Raw genomic sequence first — 18,142 nt, 5'->3', positions numbered from 1 at the left:
GTATTGGCCTTTAACCCATGCAGGAGAATGACCATGTCTTACATCGATGGCCTAATCGCCGCAGTCCCCACCGCCAATCGCGAAAAATTCAAGAAGCACGCCGAGATCGCCGCCGGGATCTTCAAGGAGGCCGGTGCCTTGAGCATCACTGAATGCTGGGGCGATGACGTGCCGGACGGCAAAGTGACGTCGTTTCCGATGGCAGTGAAACTCAAGGAAGACGAAACCGTGATTTTTTCCTGGATCGTCTGGCCCGACAAGGCCACCCGCGATGCCGGGATGCAGAAAGTCATGGTCGATCCGCGCATGCAGCAGGACGTCAATCCGATGCCGTTCGATGGTCAGCGCATGGTCTTTGGCGGTTTCAAAGTCCTCGTCCAAGCCTGACAAACGACCACAGGGTCACTCCGAGGATGGGGTGATCCTGCAACTCTTGCGGTTGCGGATTTCACTGTCCGTCGGCCGCTCCTTGATGAACTCGAAACGCGGCTCACCTTCGCTATAGTGAACCAGCCAGCCCCATTCCAGCTCGGACTCAGCCTGGCCGGGTCTCGGTGGCATCGCCCACCATGGCTCTTTGCTGATGATTACTCGCATGGCGCCCTCCCGTTAATTCGGTTGGTTCAACTATAACGTGCATGTCAGGAGGTGCCAGGCGTGAGCGATGAATCCCTTGAACCGGTCAAACGGCTGTTTTTTGCCTTGAACTGTGCGGCGCCGCAGCGGCGGGCGATTGCCCAGTGGCGCAGCGCGCTGCAACTGCGCAGTGGACGCCCGGTGCCGGCGGAAAACTTTCACCTGACGCTGATGTTTTTGGGGGCGGTGGGCGTGGCGCAGATTTCGGATATCTGCACCGCGGCAGCGAATGTTCGGGTGCCGGGCGTGCCGTTGCGGGTGGTGCTTGATCGCCTGGATGTCTGGCGCAAGCACGGCGTCATGGTGCTCGCGTCGGAGCAGGCGTCGCCGGAGTTGTTGCGGCTGGTTTACGCACTGGAGCAGGCGATGTTGCCGTTTGGATTTGAGGATTCGCCGAAGGAATTTCGACCCCACCTGACGTTGATGCGTGACTACCGATTGCCGGTGCCTGAGTCGACTGAGCCTCCCGAGTTTGTCCTGCGGGCCGAGCACTTCACGCTGTTCGAATCCCATAAGGGTCGCTATCGAGCGCTGGTCGAGTGGCCGCTCGCGCCCTGAATCGGCAGCACAAAAAAAAGCGCCCGAGGGCGCCTGAAATTCACCTTGACCGAGGAAGCCAGGTGAGGCCGTTCGAAGGAAAAGCAGCGGTGGTAAGGCGCTGCGTGAACGGAAGAGGGAAAAGCGGATATCTGTGTTGAATGTGATGGCCTCATCGCGAGCAAGCTTTGCTCCTACAGGGAGTGCGGGTTATTTACCGAGTTTCACCCGCGTCCAGCCCCGGGTCATGACCCGCTGAATGCCGATTGGCATGTCCGGGATGGCATACAACGTCGCCATCACTTCTTGCGGCGGGTACGAGCCTGGGTCGTCACGAATCGCTTCATCCACCAACGGCGTCGCCGCCGCGTTGGCGTTGCTGTAGCCGATGTTGTTGGTGATCTCGGCGATGATGTCCGGGCGCATCAGGAAGTTCATGAACAGGTAAGCGTTCTCGACGTTCGCCGCGTCCCGTGGGATGGCGACCATGTCGTAGAAGCTGCCAGCGCCTTCTTTCGGGATGCTGTAGTCGATCTTCACCATGTCGCCGGCCTCTTTGGCGCGAGCCTTGGCCTGCAGCACGTCACCGGAATAACCGACCGCCACGCAAATGTTGCCGTTGGCCAGGTCAGAGATGTACTTCGAAGAATGGAAGTACGCCACCGACGGTCGAATCTTCATGAACAGCGCTTCAGCTTCAGCAATCTGGCCCTTGTCCTGTGAATTCACCGGGTAGCCCAGATAGTGCAGGGCGGCCGGGAGCATTTCGGTTGGCGAATCCAGGAAACTGATGCCGCAGGCTTTTAGCTTGGCGGCGTTTTCCGGTTTGAACAGCAGGTCCCAGGAGTTGGTCGGCGCGTTGGCCCCGAGTACTTCCTTGACCTTGGCCGGGTTGAAACCGATGCCGATCGAGCCCCACATGTACGGGAAGGCGTGACCGTTATCCGGGTCGCTGGCCGATGCGTTTTTCAGCAGCACCGGGTTGAGGTTTTTCCAGTTCGGCAGCTTCGATTTGTCCAGCGTCTGGTAGACGCCAGCCTTGATCTGCTTGGCCAGGAAACTGTTGGACGGCACCACGATGTCGTAGCCGGATTTACCGGCCAGCAAGCGGGCCTCAAGGGTTTCATTGCTGTCGAATACATCGTAGGTCACGCGGATGCCGGTCTCGTCTTCGAACTTCTTGACGGTGTCCGGGGCGATGTAATCCGACCAGTTGTAAACACGCAGAACCTTGTCGTCGGCCTGGGCAACCGTAGCCATGGCGCCCAGTAAGGACAGTGTCAGCAGAGTCCTGCCAAACATTTTCATCGGTACAACTCCATTCTTTTTATTCAAAAACGCAAAGCAAAAGTGCGGTGAACACAAGACCTGTGGTTAGGGGCTTGTTGTGGTGAGGGGGCTTGCCCCCGTTGGGTCGCGAAGCGGCCCCAAAACCTGCTGCGCAGGTATATCAAGCACACCGCGTTCACCGACTTTACGACTGCTTCGCAGCCGAACGGGGGCAAGCCCCCTCACCACAACAAGCCCCTCACCACAGGTTTTGTGGTCACTTAAGTAAAAGCAAAGACACTAGGCCGCCACTTCAACTCGTTGGTTTTTCGGTTGTGACCAGGATTCGCTGGCCGTCTGGTCCATCGCTTCCTGGATCGCACGTTTGCGGGTGGCTTCGGCGCGGCGGCTGAAGTACCAGACCATAAACGTGACAATCGACACCGCCAGCAAAATCAGACTGGCCACAGCGTTGATCTCCGGTTTCACACCCAGACGCACCGCCGAGAACACTTCCATCGGCAGAGTCGTCGAACCAGGGCCGGACACGAAGCTCGCCAACACCAGGTCATCCAGCGACAGGGCAAACGACATCATGCCGCCGGCCGCCAACGATGGCGCGATCATCGGAATGGTGATCAGGAAGAACACCTTCAACGGCCGCGCACCGAGGTCCATGGCGGCTTCTTCGATGGACAGGTCCAGCTCACGCAAACGCGCCGAAACCACCACCGCCACATACGCCGCACAGAACGTCGTGTGAGCAATCCAGATCGTTACCAGGCCACGCTCTTTCGGCCAGCCGAGTAATTGAGCCATCGCCACAAACAGCAGCAACAGCGACAGACCGGTGATTACCTCCGGCATCACCAATGGCGCCGTCACCAGGCCACCGAACAGCGTGCGGCCCTTGAATCGAGTCACGCGAGTCAGCACAAACGCGGCCAATGTCCCCAACGCCACCGCGGCAATCGCGGTGTAGCAGGCGATTTCCAGCGAGCGCATTACCGAGCCCATCAGTTGGGTGTTGTCGAGCAAGCCGACGTACCACTTCACCGACCAGCCGCCCCACACTGTCACCAGTTTCGAGGCGTTGAACGAGTAGATCACCAGAATCAGCATCGGCAGGTAGATAAACGACAAGCCGAAAATCAGCATGAACTTTGAAAATCCGAAGCGTTTCATCCCCGTGCCTCCATCTCTTTGGCCTGGCTGCGGTTAAACAGCAGAATCGGCACAATCAGGATCAACAGCATCACCACCGCCAGGGCAGACGCCACCGGCCAGTCGCGGTTGTTGAAGAACTCTTGCCACAGCACGCGACCGATCATCAGGGTCTCCGGGCCGCCCAGCAGTTCCGGAATCACGAACTCACCGACCACTGGAATGAACACCAGCATGCAGCCGGCGATAATCCCGTTCTTGGCCAGCGGCACGGTGATTTTCCAGAAGTTGTTGAAGTTGCTCGAACCGAGGTCCGACGCGGCTTCCAACAGGCTTTGATCGTGCTTCACCAGGTTGGCGTACAGCGGCAAGACCATGAACGGCAGGTAGGCGTAAACCACCCCGATGTACACGGCGGTGTTGGTGTTGAGGATCTCGATGGGTGACGAAATCAACCCGGTCCACATCAGGAATGCGTTGAGCAAACCGTTGTTGCTGAGGATGCCCATCCACGCATAAACGCGGATCAGGATCGCGGTCCAGGTCGGCATCATGATCAGCAACATCAGGACGTTTTGCGCTTCCTTGCTCGCCTTGGTAATCGCGTAGGCCATCGGGAAACCGATCACCAGGCACATCACCGTACTGAAAAACGCGACCTTCAACGAACCGAGGTACGCCGAGATGTACAACTCATCCTGAGTCAGCAGCGCGTAGTTGCCGAGGTTCAGCAGCACTTGCAGCTTCTGGTCGACGAAATTGTAGATCTCGGTGTACGGCGGAATCGCCAGCGCCGCTTCCGAGAAGCTGATCTTCATGACCAGGAAGAACGGCAGCATGAAAAACAGGAACAGCCAGATGAACGGAATGCCGATCACCATTTTGCGCCCGCTGGGGACCAATCTCAGGAACTGCTGATTGAAGGTTTTCATGAACGCAGTACCACGCCGCTGTCGTCTTCCCACCACACGTAAACCTGGTCGTCCCAGGTCGGACGTGCGCCCCGGCGTTCGGCGTTGGCCATGAACGACTGGACGATCTTGCCGCCAGGTAATTCGACGTAGAACACCGAGTGGCCGCCGAGGTAGGCGATGTCATGCACTTTGCCCTTGGACCAGTTGTAGCGCTGCTCGGGCTTGAGGGTGCTGACCAGCATTTTTTCCGGGCGGATGGCGTAGGTGACTGACTTGTCCTGCACCGAAGTGCTGACGCCGTGACCGACGTAAATCTTCTGTTCCAGGTCCGGGCTGTGGATGATCGCGTGACCTTCGAGGTCTTCCACAACGGTGCCGTCGAAGGCGTTCACGTTGCCGATGAATTCGCAGACCATGCGGCTGACCGGCGCTTCATAAATGTCGACCGGGCTGCCGATCTGGGCGATCCAGCCCAGGTGCATGATCGCGATGCGTTCAGCCATGGTCATGGCTTCTTCCTGGTCGTGGGTCACCATCACGCAGGTCACGCCGACCCGTTCGATGATTTGCACCAGTTCCAGTTGCATCTGCGAACGCAGTTTTTTATCCAGCGCGCCCATTGGTTCGTCGAGCAACAGCAGCTTCGGACGTTTGGCCAGGGAGCGGGCGAGGGCGACGCGCTGACGCTGACCGCCGGACAACTGATGGGGTTTGCGTTTGGCGTATTGGGTCATGTGCACCAGACGCAGCATCTCTTCAACGCGGGCGTCGATTTCGCTGGCGGACAAACGATCCTGCTTCAGGCCAAAGGCGATGTTCTGCGCCACGGTCATGTGCGGGAACAGCGCGTAGGACTGGAACATCATGTTGATCGGCCGCTCGTAGGGCGGCATGTCGGTGATGTCCACGCCGTCGAGCATGATCCGCCCTTCGGTCGGGCGCTCGAAACCGGCGAGCATGCGCAGCAGGGTCGATTTACCAGAGCCGGAACCACCGAGCAGGGCGAAGATTTCGCCCTGATAAATTTCCAGGGACACATCGTCCACGGCGGTGGTTTCGTCGAACTTCTTGGTCACGCGATCGATTTTCACCAAGACCTTTTTCGGTGCCTGGTGACCTTCAAGAGCCTTCCTGTAAGTGCTGGAGGCATTTGCCATGTGAAACTCCCAACAGGTTTCAGTCGTCGGGCCAACGCGGCCTGACTTAATAGTTGATTGCAAGCCTGAGCTGTACGACGCCAGTCAATTCAACGGTGAGCCCCTGTGGGAGCGGGCTTGCTCGCGAAAGCGGTGTATCAGGCAGCATCAATGTCGACTGACACTCCCTCTTCGCGAGCAAGCCCGCTCCCACCCTGGATTTGCGTTTGGCTCACTGGCATCACCCATACCGCTCGGGCTTATTCGGCGCCGCCGTCCTGGCTGCCTGGTAGTACTTGTTGTTATCGCGGTGTGTTGTTGTCGTGAGGGACGGGCGCACAAACGCGCGCCCGCCTGGCCCACGGGGGCAGTAAATGGATCAAATGTGTTTTACGTCAGCGCGAGTTGCGCAGCGCCGCGCGTTTGCGGCACGCGTCACCAAACGCCTGGAAAATACTCAAGTAAGGAGGGTTGCTCAGCACCTGCCATTCCGGGTGCCATTGCACGCCGACCGCGAAGGTCGGGCTGTGATCCACCGAAATCGCCTCGATCAAACCGTCCGGCGCAATCGCTTCGGCGCGCAGGCCGGGAGCGAGTCGGTCGATGCCCTGGCTGTGAATCGAGTTCACCTGGAACACCGTCGGCAGACCCATGGCTTCGAATACGCCGCCCGGTTGCACAGTCACCGCATGAGCCGGCGCGTACTGCACCGCCAACTCCGGACTGTCCGCCTCGCGATGATCGAGCATGCCGGGCAATTCGTGGACCTTCTGATGCAGGCTGCCGCCGAACGCCACGTTCATCTCCTGGAAGCCGCGGCAGATGCCCAGCACCGGCACGCCGGCGGCAATCGCTGCACGCAATAAAGGAAGAGTCGTGGCATCCCGCGCCGGATCGTGATCCGTGCCGGGTGCGCTGGCGGGGCCTTGATAGTGGAAAGGTTCCACATTCGAGGGTGAGCCGGTCAGCAACAGACCGTCGAGCTGCGCGAGCAGGTCCTCGATTTCGGTCAGTTCGCCCAAGGAAGGAATGACGACGGGCAGCCCCAGAGCCGCGACGCTGACAGCACGTAAGTACTTGTCGCCGCTGACGTGGTAGGGGTGCAGGCCAATCTGTTTGACGCACGCTGTAACGCCGATCAATGGCTTGAATGCCATTTTTATCACCTCGAAGTTTCACACTTGAACGAGCTTTTCCGGAGCTTAGCCTTGTTGATTTTAATTAACAACTCTCATGTAAAAAATTCTAAACGCCGGTCGTCCGATCCTCAGGATTTACACGGTGCGCAGGACTTCCCTGGCACTCGCGTGCCCATAAAAGGCCCGAAAATAAAGGTTGAAAGGCCAAGTGTTCGCTATTGACTTCACTTTGTCTTTCGGATTGACTGGGCTCGTGAACATGAAGTGAACATAATAATTAACAGCTAATAGGTGCATCATGTCGGTCCCTCTGCGTGCCGTTCAACTCAACGAAGCAAACGCATTCCTTAAGAAATATCCTGAGGTTTTGTACGTCGACCTTCTGATTGCGGATATGAACGGTGTGGTGCGCGGCAAGCGCATCGAACGCACCAGTCTTCATAAGGTTTACGAAAAAGGCATTAACCTCCCGGCGTCGCTGTTTGCTCTGGACATCAATGGTTCTACGGTGGAAAGCACCGGCCTGGGTCTGGACATCGGCGACTCAGACCGAATCTGCTTCCCCATCCCAAACACCCTCAGCATCGAGCCATGGCAGAAGCGCCCAACCGCGCAACTGTTAATGACCATGCACGAACTCGAAGGCCAGCCGTTCTTCGCGGACCCTCGCGAAGTACTGCGTCAGGTCGTGAGCAAGTTCGATGACATGGGCCTGACGATTTGCGCAGCCTTTGAACTCGAGTTCTACCTGATCGACCAGGACAACGTGAACGGTCGTCCGCAATCGCCACGCTCGCCAGTCTCCGGCAAGCGTCCGATGTCGACTCAGGTGTACCTGATCGACGACCTCGACGAATACGTCGATTGCCTGCAAGACATCCTCGAAGGCGCGAAAGAGCAGGGCATTCCTGCTGACGCCATCGTCAAGGAAAGCGCCCCGGCGCAGTTCGAAGTGAACCTGCATCACGTCTCTGATCCGATCAAGGCCTGCGACTACGCGGTGTTGCTCAAGCGTCTGGTGAAGAACATCGCCTACGACCACGAGATGGACACCACCTTCATGGCCAAGCCGTATCCGGGCCAGGCGGGCAATGGTCTGCACGTGCACATTTCGATTCTCGACAAAGAAGGCAACAACATCTTTGCCAGCGAGGATCCCGAGCAGAACGCCGCACTGCGTCACGCGATCGGCGGTGTGCTCGAGACCCTACCGGCGCAGATGGCGTTCCTGTGCCCGAACGTCAACTCGTACCGCCGCTTCGGCGCGCAGTTCTATGTACCGAACTCGCCAAGCTGGGGCATCGACAACCGTACCGTTGCGGTACGTGTGCCGACCGGTTCCGCGGACTCGGTGCGCATCGAGCACCGTGTTGCCGGCGCCGATGCCAACCCGTACCTGTTGATGGCCTCGGTCCTGGCCGGTATTCACCACGGCCTGACCAACAAAATCGAGCCCGGCCCACCGGTCGAAGGCAACAGCTACGAGCAGAACGAGCAGAGCCTGCCGAACAACCTGCGCGATGCATTGCGCGAGCTGGACGACAGCGAAGTCATGGCCAAATACATCGACCCGCTGTACATCGACGTGTTCGTGGCGTGCAAGGAAAGCGAGCTGGCCGAGTTCGAGAACTCCATCTCCGACCTTGAGTACAACTGGTATTTGCACACCGTCTGATGGCTATTGAATAACCCTGTAGGAGCTGCCGAAGGCTGCGATCTTTTGACTTTGCTTTTTAAAGTCAAGATCAAAAGATCGCGGCCTTCGGCAGCTCCTACAGGGGATTTGTGTCGTTCACAAACCGTGCGGACAACACCGATCAAATGTGGGAGCGGGCTTGCTCGCGAAGACGGCGGCATAGTCAACATGGATGTCGCCTGACACACCGCTTTCGCGAGCAAGCCCGCTCCCACAGGGATCGCTGTTTTCTGATCCTAAATGGGTTGGCTTTAGTCCGACGACTACTTATTCCCCTGCGTCGAGTCACAACAATGACAAACACTCGCAGCGACTGGGAGCAACGCTTTCAGTCCTTAACAATAGAAGGCCGCGCCTTCATCGACGGTCAGTACCGCGCAGCACTGAGCGGTGACACCTTCGAATGCATCAGCCCGGTCGACGGCCGCTTTCTGGCGAACGTTGCCAGCACCGATGAAGCCGACGCCAACGCAGCCGTAGTGGTTGCACGGCAGACCTTCGAGTCCGGCATCTGGGCGCGTTTGGCGCCAGCAGAGCGCAAGCGCATCCTGATCCGTTTCGCCGACCTGATTCTGGCGAACCAGGAAGAGTTGGCCCTGCTCGAAACCCTCGACATGGGCAAGCCGATCAGCGACTCCATGAGCATAGACATTCCAGCGACCGCCAACGCGATCCGCTGGAGCGCCGAAGCCATCGACAAGATCTACGACGAAGTCGCGGCCACGCCGCACGACCAACTCGGCCTGATCACTCGCGAACCAACAGGCGTTGTCGCGGCCATCGTGCCGTGGAACTTCCCGTTGATCATGGCCAGTTGGAAGTTTGCCCCGGCCCTGGCGGCGGGTAACTCGTTCATCCTCAAGCCTTCGGAAAAATCGCCACTGACCGCGATTCGTATCGCGCAATTGGCGCTGGATGCGGGCATCCCGAAAGGCGTGTTCAACGTCTTGCCGGGCTACGGTCACACCGTCGGCAAGGCGCTGGCGTTGCACATGGACGTCGACGTGCTGGCCTTCACCGGCTCGACCGCGATTGCCAAGCAACTGCTGATTTACGCCGGGCAGAGCAACATGAAACGCGTTTGGCTCGAAGCTGGGGGGAAGAGTCCAAACGTGGTGTTTGCCGACGCGCCGGATTTGCGCGCGGCAGCACAAGCAGCCGCCGGGGCGATAGCCTTCAACCAGGGCGAAGTCTGCACCGCCGGTTCTCGTTTGCTGGTGGAGCGCTCGATTCGCGAGCAGTTCATTCCGCTGCTGGTGGAAGCACTGCAAGCCTGGAAACCGGGGCACGCCCTCGATCCGGAAACCACCGTCGGCGCAGTCGTTGATCAGCGCCAACTGGACAACGTGTTGCGCTACATCCAGATCGGCAAAGACCAGGGCGCGCAACTGATCGCGGGCGGCAGCCGTACCCTCGAAGCCACCGGTGGCCTGTACGTGGAACCGGCAATTTTCGACGGCGTGACCAACGCCATGACCATCGCCCGGGAAGAGATTTTCGGCCCGGTGCTGTCGCTGATCACCTTCGACACCGAGGAAGAAGCGCTGGCGATTGCCAACGACAGCATCTTCGGTCTGGCCGCCGGTGTCTGGACCAGCAACTTGAGCAAGGCTCACACCTTCGCTCGCGGCTTGCGTGCCGGCAGCGTCTGGGTCAACCAGTACGACGGCGGCGACATGACTGCGCCGTTCGGCGGGTTCAAGCAGTCGGGTAACGGTCGGGACAAATCGCTGCATGCGTTCGACAAATACACCGAACTCAAAGCGACCTGGATCAAGCTCTAATACTTCTACAGCGGCGGTCGCTGGCACGTGCCAGCGGCCATCGGAGAAACCTATGAAACAAACGCATGTAAACAGTTACTACGCCGCCACCCGTAACTTCACCGGCGACTTTCCGGTGCTTGAAGAACTGGTGGAGTGCGACGTCTGCATCATCGGCGCCGGCTACACCGGTTTGTCCTCGGCACTGTTCCTGGCCGAAGCCGGCTACAGCGTCACCGTGCTCGAAGCCGCCAAAGTCGGTTTCGGCGCCAGCGGTCGCAACGGCGGCCAACTGGTCAACTCCTACAGCCGCGACGTCGACGTGATCGAAGAACGCTACGGCGACAAGACTGCCGAAGTACTCGGCAGCATGATCTTCGAAGGCGCCGATATCATCCGTCAACGCATTCAGCACTACGACATCCAGTGCGACTACAAGCCCGGCGGCATCTTCGCTGCGCTGAACAAAAAGCAACTCAAAGGCCTGGCCGAGCAGAAAAGCAGCTGGGAGCGCTACGGCAACAAGAACCTGAAAATGCTCGACGCGGCGGACATCCAGCGTGAAGTTGGTTGCGACAACTACGTCGGCGGCCTGCTCGACATGCAGGGCGGCCACATCCACCCGCTGAACCTGGCGCTCGGCGAAGCCTCAGCGATCATTGGCCTGGGCGGCAAGATCTACGAACAGTCGGCGGCGGTGGAAATCACCTACGGCGAACCGATCACCGTGCGCACCGCCAAAGGCGTGGTCCGCGCCAAGTACCTGCTGATCGCCGGCAACGCCTATTTGCCGCAAGACCTCGACAACCGCGTGACCCGCAAAAGCATGCCGTGCGGCTCGCAAATCGTCGTCACCGAACCGTTGTCCGAGAAGGTTGCGCGCAGCCTGATCAAAAACAACTACTGCGTCGAAGACTGCAACTACCTGCTCGACTACTACCGCCTCACCGCCGACAACCGCTTGCTGTATGGCGGCGGCGTGGTCTACGGCGCCCGCGAACCGGACGACATCGAGCAACTGATCAAGCCGAAAATCCTCAAGACCTTCCCGCAACTCAAGGACGTGAAGATCGACTACCGCTGGACCGGCAACTTCCTGCTGACCATGTCGCGTATGCCGCAATTCGGCCGCATCGAGAAAAACGCCTACTACATGCAAGGCTACAGCGGCCACGGCGTCACCTGCTCGCACCTGGCCGGCAAACTAATCTCGGAAATGATCCGCGGCGACGCCGAACGCTTCGACGCCTTCGCCTCGCTGCCTCACATGCCGATGCTCGGCGGCCGCACCTTCCAGGCCCCGCTCACCGCCATGGGCGCCGCGTACTACGCACTGCGCGATCGCTTCGGCATCTAAGCCTGCCGCAATCCCACAGGGGATCCAAGCCAAGCACAAAATCTGTGCCCAGCCGAGATCAAAACTGTGGGAGCGGGCTTGCTCGCGAAGAGGCCGTATCAGCCACCTTCAATACCCCCTGAAACACCGCAATCCCAAGCAAACCAACCCCAAAACTCACGCACCAAAACCGATCAACATCAGGCCCACCAGCCTTTTTCACCCACCACCCATCGAACCTGCTGAGCAACACGAACAAACGTGATTTAATACCCGCCTTTCACTTTTCCGGGACAGGGAAGCGGTGTTCCTCGCGGCCAAAAGTCGCCCGCCATCCACCCCCATAACCCCTTAAGTACTTCACACATAAGGCTGTCATGGACACGGGCTCACGACTCAAATTAGTACGCGAAAGCTACAAAATGTCCCAGCGCGAGCTGGCCCGGCGTAGCGGCGTCACCAATGCCACCATCTCCCTGATCGAACAGAATCGCGTCAGTCCCTCCGTCAGTTCCCTCAAAAAACTGCTTGAAGGCATTCCCATGTCTTTGGCGGACTTCTTCACCTTCGACCAACCACCGCGTGAGCATCAATACGTGTTTCGGGCTAACGAACAGCCGGACCTCGGGCGTCACGGGCTGCGGTTGCTGCTGATTGGCGCTTCGGTGCCGAGCCGGCAGATGCGCTTGTTGCGCGAGCAGTACGCGCCAGGGGCTAGTTCTGGTGAAGAGCCAATTGTTCACTCGGAAGGGGAAGAGTGCGGGCTCGTGACTCGGGGCACGGTGGAGTTGACGGTTGATGGGCAGATTAGTGTGCTGAATGCCGGGGATGGGTATTACTTCCCGACGACGCTGCCGCATCGGTTTCGGAATATTGGGGCGGATGAGGCGGAGATTATTAGTGCGAACACTCCAGCGAACTTCTGATCAATAAGCTGTACGCTCGATTACCTTGGATACATCAGCGCCGGGCTGTTTTTTAGCAAAACATGGAAGTGTGTGATGAGACTAGTTCTTGCAATGTTGTTGATGTTCAGTGGCTACTCTTTTGCTGGCTGCGGCAATATCCAGGATCATGATCAGCGCGCATATTGCAGTGCCAAAAACAGCGGCACCAGTTGCGGCAATATTCAGGATCACGATTTGCGAGCCGCCTGCGACGCGGAGATGAGCGGTGGTTCTTGCGGCAACATTCAGGACCATGATCAGCGTGCGTACTGTAGCGCGAAGGCGAGCGGCACCAGTTGCGGAAATATCCAAGATCATGATTTGCGTGCTGCCTGCAATGCGGAGATGGGGGGTACTTCATGCGGTAACATTGGCGATAGCGATCAGCGAGCCCTTTGCAATGCCAAGGCGAGCGGCGGTAGTTGCGGGAATATCAGCAATCATGATTTGCGCAGCCAGTGTGAATCCATGAAACGCTGAAAAAGGATGGGAAAAGGGGACGCGTATTTATTGGCTTCCCAAAATTGACAACCCGGATCATCCCAAACACTATCGACCCATGACCTACACACGCCACATGAACATGATGTGCTCCTCCATGACCGCTTCCAGCGGGCCATGAGGTCATACGTTCATAGGATTTGACGTAGATACCCAAAGCCCCGCCAGAAATGGACGGGGCTTTTTAGTTCTCGGTCCACGGATGGCTAAAGGAGAATGAAATGCTCGAGATCAGACGCGCTACGCCAAGCGATGCCCAAATGGCGTTCGACATACGCTTGCAAGCGATACGGCACCAATGCATTGGTGCTTATACCGAGCAGCAGATGCTCGCCTGGACAGCAGGAGCCGCAAAGGACGGGTACGACAGCCTTATGGAGAAACACTTTTATCTGGGCTGGATTCAGGGTGAGCCGGTGGCGACAGGGATGCTTGATCTGGAGAGCAGCGAAATCGGCGCGATCTTTGTGCTGCCGGGTTTTATGGGGCAGGGTATTGGGTTGAAAATCCTGAATCACTTGGAAGGTTTGGCGCGGGATTTGGGGCTGGAGGAAGTCAATCTGGATTCCACATTGAACGCGGCCGACTTTTACCGTCGGTGCGGTTTTGTGGGTGATGTGCCTGCTATTTACCATTCACCTTCGGGGCTTCAGTTGGCTTGTGTGCCTATGGTGAAAGGGCTTTTGTTTTAATTGGAGTAAACAACCGGTCATAAAAACCCGCAGTAATGCGGGTTTTTTACGGCTTTAATTTGGTCACTGACTCTTGGGCGTATCAAACCCACGCTGCTCAATCACCCGAAACACATCGCGCACATCCTGGACCATGATCCGGGCGATGTTGGTGACGGTGTTGATGTCATTTTCGGCGTAGTCCGGCAGGCTGGTGCAGGCCATGAGGTTCAGGTATTTGAGGACGGCGTTGAGGCGTTCGCTGACGCAGTTGTGGAGTTCGCGGATTGGGGCTTCGGTGTCGATGAGGAGGACGGGGTAGTCGGTGGCGAATTGGGACATGGGGGTGAAGCGGCGAGGCGGATTGTTCGTTGTCATGAGATTCGATTCTTTATGAAGGGAATGAACTGCCGCCTTTTTGCTGCGAAACAAAATGGGTGGCAACTGTGCGCGGGTTCGCAGACCAAGTAAGAATCAAACCCGGCAGACCCGAAGGTCTCCCACGCACAGCCGCCATAAAGTGAGGCTCAGGCTTAGCACGCCTGAGTGTCTTATGACGGTGCAGGATTGATTCTATTCGGAAGGGCTGCGAAACCCTATCGCCAATTACTATCGGCGACGGGTCGAATATAGGTGTCCACTTTGGCCCCCGCAACCGCAGGGTAGGACGCCTTTTCGGCCATTATGGCGAAGGGGATTTACCGCGTTCGGTGGCGAAGCCCTTGTAAACCGGGCGTTCGGAAATGTCCTAGGAAATCGGGGGCAGGGGATTGGGGTTGCTTCGCTGCCCAGCGAGGGCAAGCTCCTTCATCACAGCGGGGGGTTTCCTACGCGTTTTTCGGACGTGAAGATCAAAAGATCGCAGCCTTCGGCAGTTCCTACGCCGATTGTGGGATGGCAGGTCGCTTGGCGAGTCAGGTAGAAATAAAAAAGCCCCGAATCACCGGGGCTTTGTTCTTTTGAATTTTCGCAGTGCTCAGATCGGTATCGGGTTATTGCCTGGCCTGCGGTGAATGCGGGTCGTGCGCAACGTGCTTCGGTCCGGCGAAGGCCCACAGGATGAGCCCAATCAACGGCACGAACACGATCACCACGATCCATACGCCTTTGTTGTCCACTTTCCCCGTGCTTTTGACCACTCTGTTGATCGCCCACAATTCAACCAGCAAAAGAATTGCGGCGAGTACGATCCAGATCGTTTCGATTTGCATTAGCCACCTCCTGATAGTCATTCAGTTAGGCGGCCGGTCGCGGGCAGGGTTCATTTTATTGCGGTGCAAAGCTCCACCAACGCCTCGCGCTTTGGCGCGTACAGCAAACAGACTCGTTTGTTTCTCAGCTCGGTACAGGCCAGAGCATTGTCTGAACCCTGATGTGCGGGTGACTGGCTAACGGTTCCCATTCATCGATGAAGTTGAAACCCTGCCTTAGATAGAAGTTCGAAGCTCTTGCGTTGTCCGGAGCGACGTCCAGAAAAACGTGTTCGTGGCTTTTTTCAATCGCGCGAGATTTAACTGCCTCAACCAGCTGAGTGGCCACGCCAGAGCCCCGCTCAGCAGGTTCAACCCACATTCCAATCAAGTTATAGCGATTCGATTGACTGACCGCGGCACCGATCATGCCGATTGGTTTGTCTTCCTTGAGGGCCAACCAGAACTGCGTTCCGGTGACTGAAGAGGCGCGCTCTTTCCATTGCTCGTCAGTGTAATTAGCGGCGGTTTGATAACTCACACCGAACGCCGTCGGCGCGTCCAGCAGTGCCGCGAGGCGGACGTGCTTCAACAGCATCCAGTCTTTTTCTTCCGTGAATCGAATGTCCATGACCTTCCTGAATGGGAGTGGGTAAAAAGGGGACAGATCTATTTTTTTGTAAATTTTAAAGCGTGACTAGCACCAATCACTCAGCGCCGATGTATCCAACGCCTGCCACGCTTGGGCATTACCCATTTGATCTTTCGTCAGCCAAAGGCCAGCGCTCGGGCACAGGTCTTCGGCGGGGATTGCCAGCAGGTCGCTCAGCGTTATCACCGTGACCGAGCCGCGATCTCTGTCATCCTCGGCTTCCCAGTCGCGCTCAAACAAACGCACCTTCAAAACCTCGGCTTTAAAACCTTCAAATTGCGGTCGATTGCGCAGCCACTGGGGTGAATGCCTCAAGGTTCGCGCCTGGACATCCAACAGCAAGATCTGCCATGCCATCCGACCTCCATGATCATCGTCGACGTCGGTATGAAGTCGAGTCAGCGCGAGATAACGGGCATCCTCGGACCAGATCATCGAAGGCGCGAGATCGCTGATGGCGCAACCAGACGCCGTCAGCAGATGCCCGCCGAGGCGTGGGCTCTGGACGCGCAGCCAGCTGTCGGCGTATTCGGTTTCACAGCCGAACAGCCACGCGGCATCTTTATCCTTCGGGGCTGGCTGGATGAAGTTACCATCGGCTATCGCCGATTGCGGCTGCTTAACCAGGCGCCAGTCGGGGAGGGCGGTCAGACCGTGATGGCTGACAATCAGCTCACACCACTCATAGTAAAGTCGCGAGTCCTGTCGGTACTGGCAAAACTCAGCGGCATCGTCCGCCTCGGGTGGCGCCTGATCAAAGCGCTGCAACGGAGTGCTTTGCCGATCCTGATTCAGGCGACCGCGAATCACCGCCACGCTCAGTTTCAGTCCACGAAAATCCAACAATCGTGCAGCCAATAGAGGTGGGCTGTTCATCAATTGCCGTTCCTGTGCGTCCGCCACCACCACATGACCTGCGGTGGCGGGCGGCAGGGCGAACGGTATCAACGCAATGTAACGCCCGGTGTTTGACACGCGATGATCGAGCAGCCAAACCCCTGGCAACGCCCAGTCGCCAATCCGGCAGCTATAACCGCCGAGCCCGAGGCTGTTGTCTTGCTGCCAAGTAAATTGAGCCCGGGTTTTACCGCTCAAGGGTGCCGACTCGACCATCGTCGCGCCGCGCTGCCCATCACCCGTCAGTGGCACAGCCAATTGCACGCGAGTCAGTTGCCGCTCCGCGACCTGAATTCGACCATTCGAGTCGTGGCCAACCTGAGCATCACAGTCGCTGTGGACGCTGTGCAAGCCGTAACCATAGCGACCGCGATCCGGCTGCGGGTAGTCGAAGTAGGACGCTAGCCGCAGGTGGTGGTCATCCAGCGCCAGGGGTTCGCTCCAACCCATGGAAGGTTCGCTGTCGGCGGGTGTCCACGGGCAGGGCAGTGTTTGCCAACCTCGGTCTGCGTGCCAGAGCCAGTAGTCGAGGGCTTGCGGTGGCTCATCATCCATCCGTGCACGGCAAGCGAAAGAGCGGCTATCGGGATTCCAGATGATGGCGGTATCGGCCGTGATCAACAATGAAGTGGGCTCACCGTTCAGGCTCACACGGTATTCCGGATTCCTCAGCGGGTCGCAAGGTTGTGGCAGTTCGCGCAGGCTGGCCGGCAGCGCCAGAGTCCCGCCCAGGCGTTGCTTGCCATCGGGGGAGGTGTTCAGGAGCGTTTCGCGTGCAAGGTTTTTCTGCCAGTTACCCGGCTCAAGCCAAAGGTCAGCAACGGCTACCAGGCTGATTTTTTCTGCCGTCGTCAGCAGTTGCTCCAGGCTGATCTCCCGTGAACCGTTGTCGACCAAAGGGCTGTAACGCCCACTCAAGGTGTCGTCGTTAAAGGCATCCAGTTCCCAAAATTCATCACACGAACACTGGTAGAGCTGACGCAGTTGACGATCCAGAATCACCAATCCCCATGCCTGGCGCGAGGGTAACGGTGCGGCGAAATAACGTCCGTCATTCGAGAAGCGAGCCGACGACCCAAGGCTCTGGAGCAGCACCCCATCGGGGAACAGGTAATCGCACAGGACCGGCCCGCCCATGGCGATTTCACTGTAGTTGAACACGCGGATGGGCTCCCCCTCGGGTGTCTGTCGGGGCTCATCCCCACCCCAGGCACTGGCGCCGCCGGAAGACTGACCACCTGATTTTTTCGCCGACGACTTGGCCTGCGTCTTATCGACAAGGCCAAAACGTCGTTCCAGATGACTGACGCACGCCAGCCCGGAAAACATCACAGCCGCTGCCCCGGCGATGTCCCAGTATTGCGGCAACGCCCGGCCCAGATTAAAACCCAGACCTATTGCGGCAGAGGTCATGAGCCTGGCAAACCCTCGACCGGTTCTCAGCCAACCTGCCCGTGCCGCCAGCCACATTAAGGCAGCACAAACCAGCACCACACCGAGCGCCCAGAGCAACGGTATGACCGTTACGAGGAATATCGGGATCAACAGCACGGCGATTTGCCAAAGCAGATCGAGCAGTAATCGAGGCAGGTTTTTTTCGTCAGCGCGTTGATCGGAAGAGTGGGGCACCAGGACCTCGACAATAGATGGGCAGTTTCAAAAATGGGCTGAATGGTTTATCGACCTACCAATGG

The 18,142-nt window shown here is 58.0% G+C and carries 18 protein-coding genes; 8 read left to right on the top strand and 10 right to left on the bottom strand.

The annotated features are described in order from the left end of the window. Positions 1 to 33 precede the first annotated feature (33 nt). A complete protein-coding gene (locus AC1MEW_RS24395; RefSeq protein WP_201257340.1) occupies positions 34 to 387 on the top strand; it encodes a DUF1428 domain-containing protein in 354 nt (117 codons plus the stop codon). Positions 388 to 402: 15 nt separating this feature from the next. On the opposite strand, the gene AC1MEW_RS24390 is transcribed toward AC1MEW_RS24395, so the two are convergent. Further along, positions 403 to 597: a hypothetical protein gene (locus AC1MEW_RS24390; protein WP_201257339.1), complete on the bottom strand. Its 195-nt coding sequence runs from the start codon at positions 595 to 597 to the stop codon at positions 403 to 405. 60 nt (positions 598 to 657) lie between these two features. On the opposite strand from AC1MEW_RS24390, the gene thpR reads away from it, so the two are divergent. Further along, positions 658 to 1,194: an RNA 2',3'-cyclic phosphodiesterase gene (gene thpR, locus AC1MEW_RS24385; protein WP_201257338.1), complete on the top strand. Its 537-nt coding sequence runs from the start codon at positions 658 to 660 to the stop codon at positions 1,192 to 1,194. A gap of 189 nt (positions 1,195 to 1,383) precedes the next feature. Here the strand turns inward: thpR and AC1MEW_RS24380 are convergent, their stop codons facing one another. The 5 genes from AC1MEW_RS24380 to AC1MEW_RS24360 form a co-directional block, all read right to left on the bottom strand. Continuing rightward, positions 1,384 to 2,481, bottom strand: coding sequence for a polyamine ABC transporter substrate-binding protein (locus tag AC1MEW_RS24380; RefSeq protein ID WP_201202576.1), 1,098 nt, complete (start codon positions 2,479 to 2,481; stop codon positions 1,384 to 1,386). Between the two features lie 261 nt (positions 2,482 to 2,742). Then, positions 2,743 to 3,627: an ABC transporter permease subunit gene (locus AC1MEW_RS24375; RefSeq protein WP_201257337.1), complete on the bottom strand. Its 885-nt coding sequence runs from the start codon at positions 3,625 to 3,627 to the stop codon at positions 2,743 to 2,745. Further along, complete coding sequence (locus tag AC1MEW_RS24370; RefSeq protein WP_201202578.1) at positions 3,624 to 4,538, bottom strand: ABC transporter permease subunit; 915 nt, start codon at positions 4,536 to 4,538, stop codon at positions 3,624 to 3,626. The genes AC1MEW_RS24375 and AC1MEW_RS24370 overlap by 4 nt, the downstream gene beginning before the upstream one ends. After that, on the bottom strand, positions 4,535 to 5,677 hold the full coding sequence (potA, locus tag AC1MEW_RS24365) for a polyamine ABC transporter ATP-binding protein (RefSeq protein ID WP_201202579.1): 1,143 nt from the start codon (positions 5,675 to 5,677) through the stop codon (positions 4,535 to 4,537). The genes AC1MEW_RS24370 and potA overlap by 4 nt, the downstream gene beginning before the upstream one ends. Before the next feature lie 374 nt (positions 5,678 to 6,051). Continuing rightward, positions 6,052 to 6,813, bottom strand: a complete 762-nt coding sequence (locus AC1MEW_RS24360; protein WP_323570234.1) for a gamma-glutamyl-gamma-aminobutyrate hydrolase family protein — start codon at positions 6,811 to 6,813, stop codon at positions 6,052 to 6,054. A gap of 280 nt (positions 6,814 to 7,093) precedes the next feature. On the opposite strand from AC1MEW_RS24360, the gene AC1MEW_RS24355 reads away from it, so the two are divergent. From AC1MEW_RS24355 to AC1MEW_RS24330, 6 genes are all read left to right on the top strand, one after another. After that, positions 7,094 to 8,470 carry a glutamine synthetase family protein gene (locus AC1MEW_RS24355; protein ID WP_201189043.1) on the top strand — a complete coding sequence of 459 codons (1,377 nt, stop codon included), beginning with the start codon at positions 7,094 to 7,096 and terminating at the stop codon, positions 8,468 to 8,470. A 314-nt stretch (positions 8,471 to 8,784) separates the two neighbouring features. Beyond that, positions 8,785 to 10,275: an aldehyde dehydrogenase gene (locus AC1MEW_RS24350; RefSeq protein ID WP_323570590.1), complete on the top strand. Its 1,491-nt coding sequence runs from the start codon at positions 8,785 to 8,787 to the stop codon at positions 10,273 to 10,275. Positions 10,276 to 10,327: 52 nt separating this feature from the next. After that, a complete protein-coding gene (locus tag AC1MEW_RS24345; RefSeq protein WP_480423847.1) occupies positions 10,328 to 11,611 on the top strand; it encodes an NAD(P)/FAD-dependent oxidoreductase in 1,284 nt (427 codons plus the stop codon). Between the two features lie 356 nt (positions 11,612 to 11,967). Beyond that, positions 11,968 to 12,516: a cupin domain-containing protein gene (locus AC1MEW_RS24340; protein ID WP_201189038.1), complete on the top strand. Its 549-nt coding sequence runs from the start codon at positions 11,968 to 11,970 to the stop codon at positions 12,514 to 12,516. Between the two features lie 75 nt (positions 12,517 to 12,591). After that, complete coding sequence (locus AC1MEW_RS24335; protein WP_480423845.1) at positions 12,592 to 13,017, top strand: hypothetical protein; 426 nt, start codon at positions 12,592 to 12,594, stop codon at positions 13,015 to 13,017. A gap of 242 nt (positions 13,018 to 13,259) precedes the next feature. Next, on the top strand, positions 13,260 to 13,730 hold the full coding sequence (locus tag AC1MEW_RS24330; protein ID WP_480423844.1) for a GNAT family N-acetyltransferase: 471 nt from the start codon (positions 13,260 to 13,262) through the stop codon (positions 13,728 to 13,730). Positions 13,731 to 13,793: 63 nt separating this feature from the next. On the opposite strand, the gene AC1MEW_RS24325 is transcribed toward AC1MEW_RS24330, so the two are convergent. The 4 genes from AC1MEW_RS24325 to AC1MEW_RS24310 all read right to left on the bottom strand — a co-directional run bounded on the left by AC1MEW_RS24325 (position 13,794) and on the right by AC1MEW_RS24310 (position 18,080). Next, positions 13,794 to 14,087, bottom strand: coding sequence for a fructose-bisphosphate aldolase (locus AC1MEW_RS24325; RefSeq protein ID WP_201257332.1), 294 nt, complete (start codon positions 14,085 to 14,087; stop codon positions 13,794 to 13,796). Between the two features lie 614 nt (positions 14,088 to 14,701). Next, entirely contained in the window at positions 14,702 to 14,920 is a 219-nt protein-coding gene (locus AC1MEW_RS24320; RefSeq protein WP_201257331.1) for a PLDc N-terminal domain-containing protein, read from the bottom strand. A 124-nt stretch (positions 14,921 to 15,044) separates the two neighbouring features. Continuing rightward, positions 15,045 to 15,530 (bottom strand): GNAT family N-acetyltransferase, encoded by a 486-nt coding sequence (locus AC1MEW_RS24315; protein ID WP_480423842.1) that lies wholly within the window; start codon positions 15,528 to 15,530, stop codon positions 15,045 to 15,047. Between the two features lie 66 nt (positions 15,531 to 15,596). Then, positions 15,597 to 18,080 (bottom strand): hypothetical protein, encoded by a 2,484-nt coding sequence (locus tag AC1MEW_RS24310; protein WP_480427328.1) that lies wholly within the window; start codon positions 18,078 to 18,080, stop codon positions 15,597 to 15,599. Positions 18,081 to 18,142: the final 62 nt, after the last annotated feature.

It is taken from the genome of Pseudomonas sp. ASL4 (genome assembly GCF_056680395.1).
Note: the sequence above shows the minus strand (reverse complement) of the source record. Positions and strands in the feature narration are given on the sequence as shown.

What these genes read in the sequence shown, in the direction of transcription:
- AC1MEW_RS24345 (WP_480423847.1), top strand. Translation starts at nt 10,328, where the DNA reads ATGAAACAAACGCATGTAAACAGTTACTACGCCGCCACCCGTAACTTC.
- AC1MEW_RS24335 (WP_480423845.1), top strand. Translation starts at nt 12,592, where the DNA reads ATGAGACTAGTTCTTGCAATGTTGTTGATGTTCAGTGGCTACTCTTTT.
- AC1MEW_RS24375 (WP_201257337.1), bottom strand. Translation starts at nt 3,627, where the DNA reads ATGAAACGCTTCGGATTTTCAAAGTTCATGCTGATTTTCGGCTTGTCG.
- AC1MEW_RS24355 (WP_201189043.1), top strand. Translation starts at nt 7,094, where the DNA reads ATGTCGGTCCCTCTGCGTGCCGTTCAACTCAACGAAGCAAACGCATTC.
- potA (WP_201202579.1), bottom strand. Translation starts at nt 5,677, where the DNA reads ATGGCAAATGCCTCCAGCACTTACAGGAAGGCTCTTGAAGGTCACCAG.
- AC1MEW_RS24395 (WP_201257340.1), top strand. Translation starts at nt 34, where the DNA reads ATGTCTTACATCGATGGCCTAATCGCCGCAGTCCCCACCGCCAATCGC.
- AC1MEW_RS24315 (WP_480423842.1), bottom strand. Translation starts at nt 15,530, where the DNA reads ATGGACATTCGATTCACGGAAGAAAAAGACTGGATGCTGTTGAAGCAC.
- AC1MEW_RS24350 (WP_323570590.1), top strand. Translation starts at nt 8,785, where the DNA reads ATGACAAACACTCGCAGCGACTGGGAGCAACGCTTTCAGTCCTTAACA.
- AC1MEW_RS24370 (WP_201202578.1), bottom strand. Translation starts at nt 4,538, where the DNA reads ATGAAAACCTTCAATCAGCAGTTCCTGAGATTGGTCCCCAGCGGGCGC.
- AC1MEW_RS24340 (WP_201189038.1), top strand. Translation starts at nt 11,968, where the DNA reads ATGGACACGGGCTCACGACTCAAATTAGTACGCGAAAGCTACAAAATG.
- AC1MEW_RS24325 (WP_201257332.1), bottom strand. Translation starts at nt 14,087, where the DNA reads ATGACAACGAACAATCCGCCTCGCCGCTTCACCCCCATGTCCCAATTC.
- AC1MEW_RS24330 (WP_480423844.1), top strand. Translation starts at nt 13,260, where the DNA reads ATGCTCGAGATCAGACGCGCTACGCCAAGCGATGCCCAAATGGCGTTC.
- AC1MEW_RS24380 (WP_201202576.1), bottom strand. Translation starts at nt 2,481, where the DNA reads ATGAAAATGTTTGGCAGGACTCTGCTGACACTGTCCTTACTGGGCGCC.
- AC1MEW_RS24390 (WP_201257339.1), bottom strand. Translation starts at nt 597, where the DNA reads ATGCGAGTAATCATCAGCAAAGAGCCATGGTGGGCGATGCCACCGAGA.
- AC1MEW_RS24360 (WP_323570234.1), bottom strand. Translation starts at nt 6,813, where the DNA reads ATGGCATTCAAGCCATTGATCGGCGTTACAGCGTGCGTCAAACAGATT.
- AC1MEW_RS24320 (WP_201257331.1), bottom strand. Translation starts at nt 14,920, where the DNA reads ATGCAAATCGAAACGATCTGGATCGTACTCGCCGCAATTCTTTTGCTG.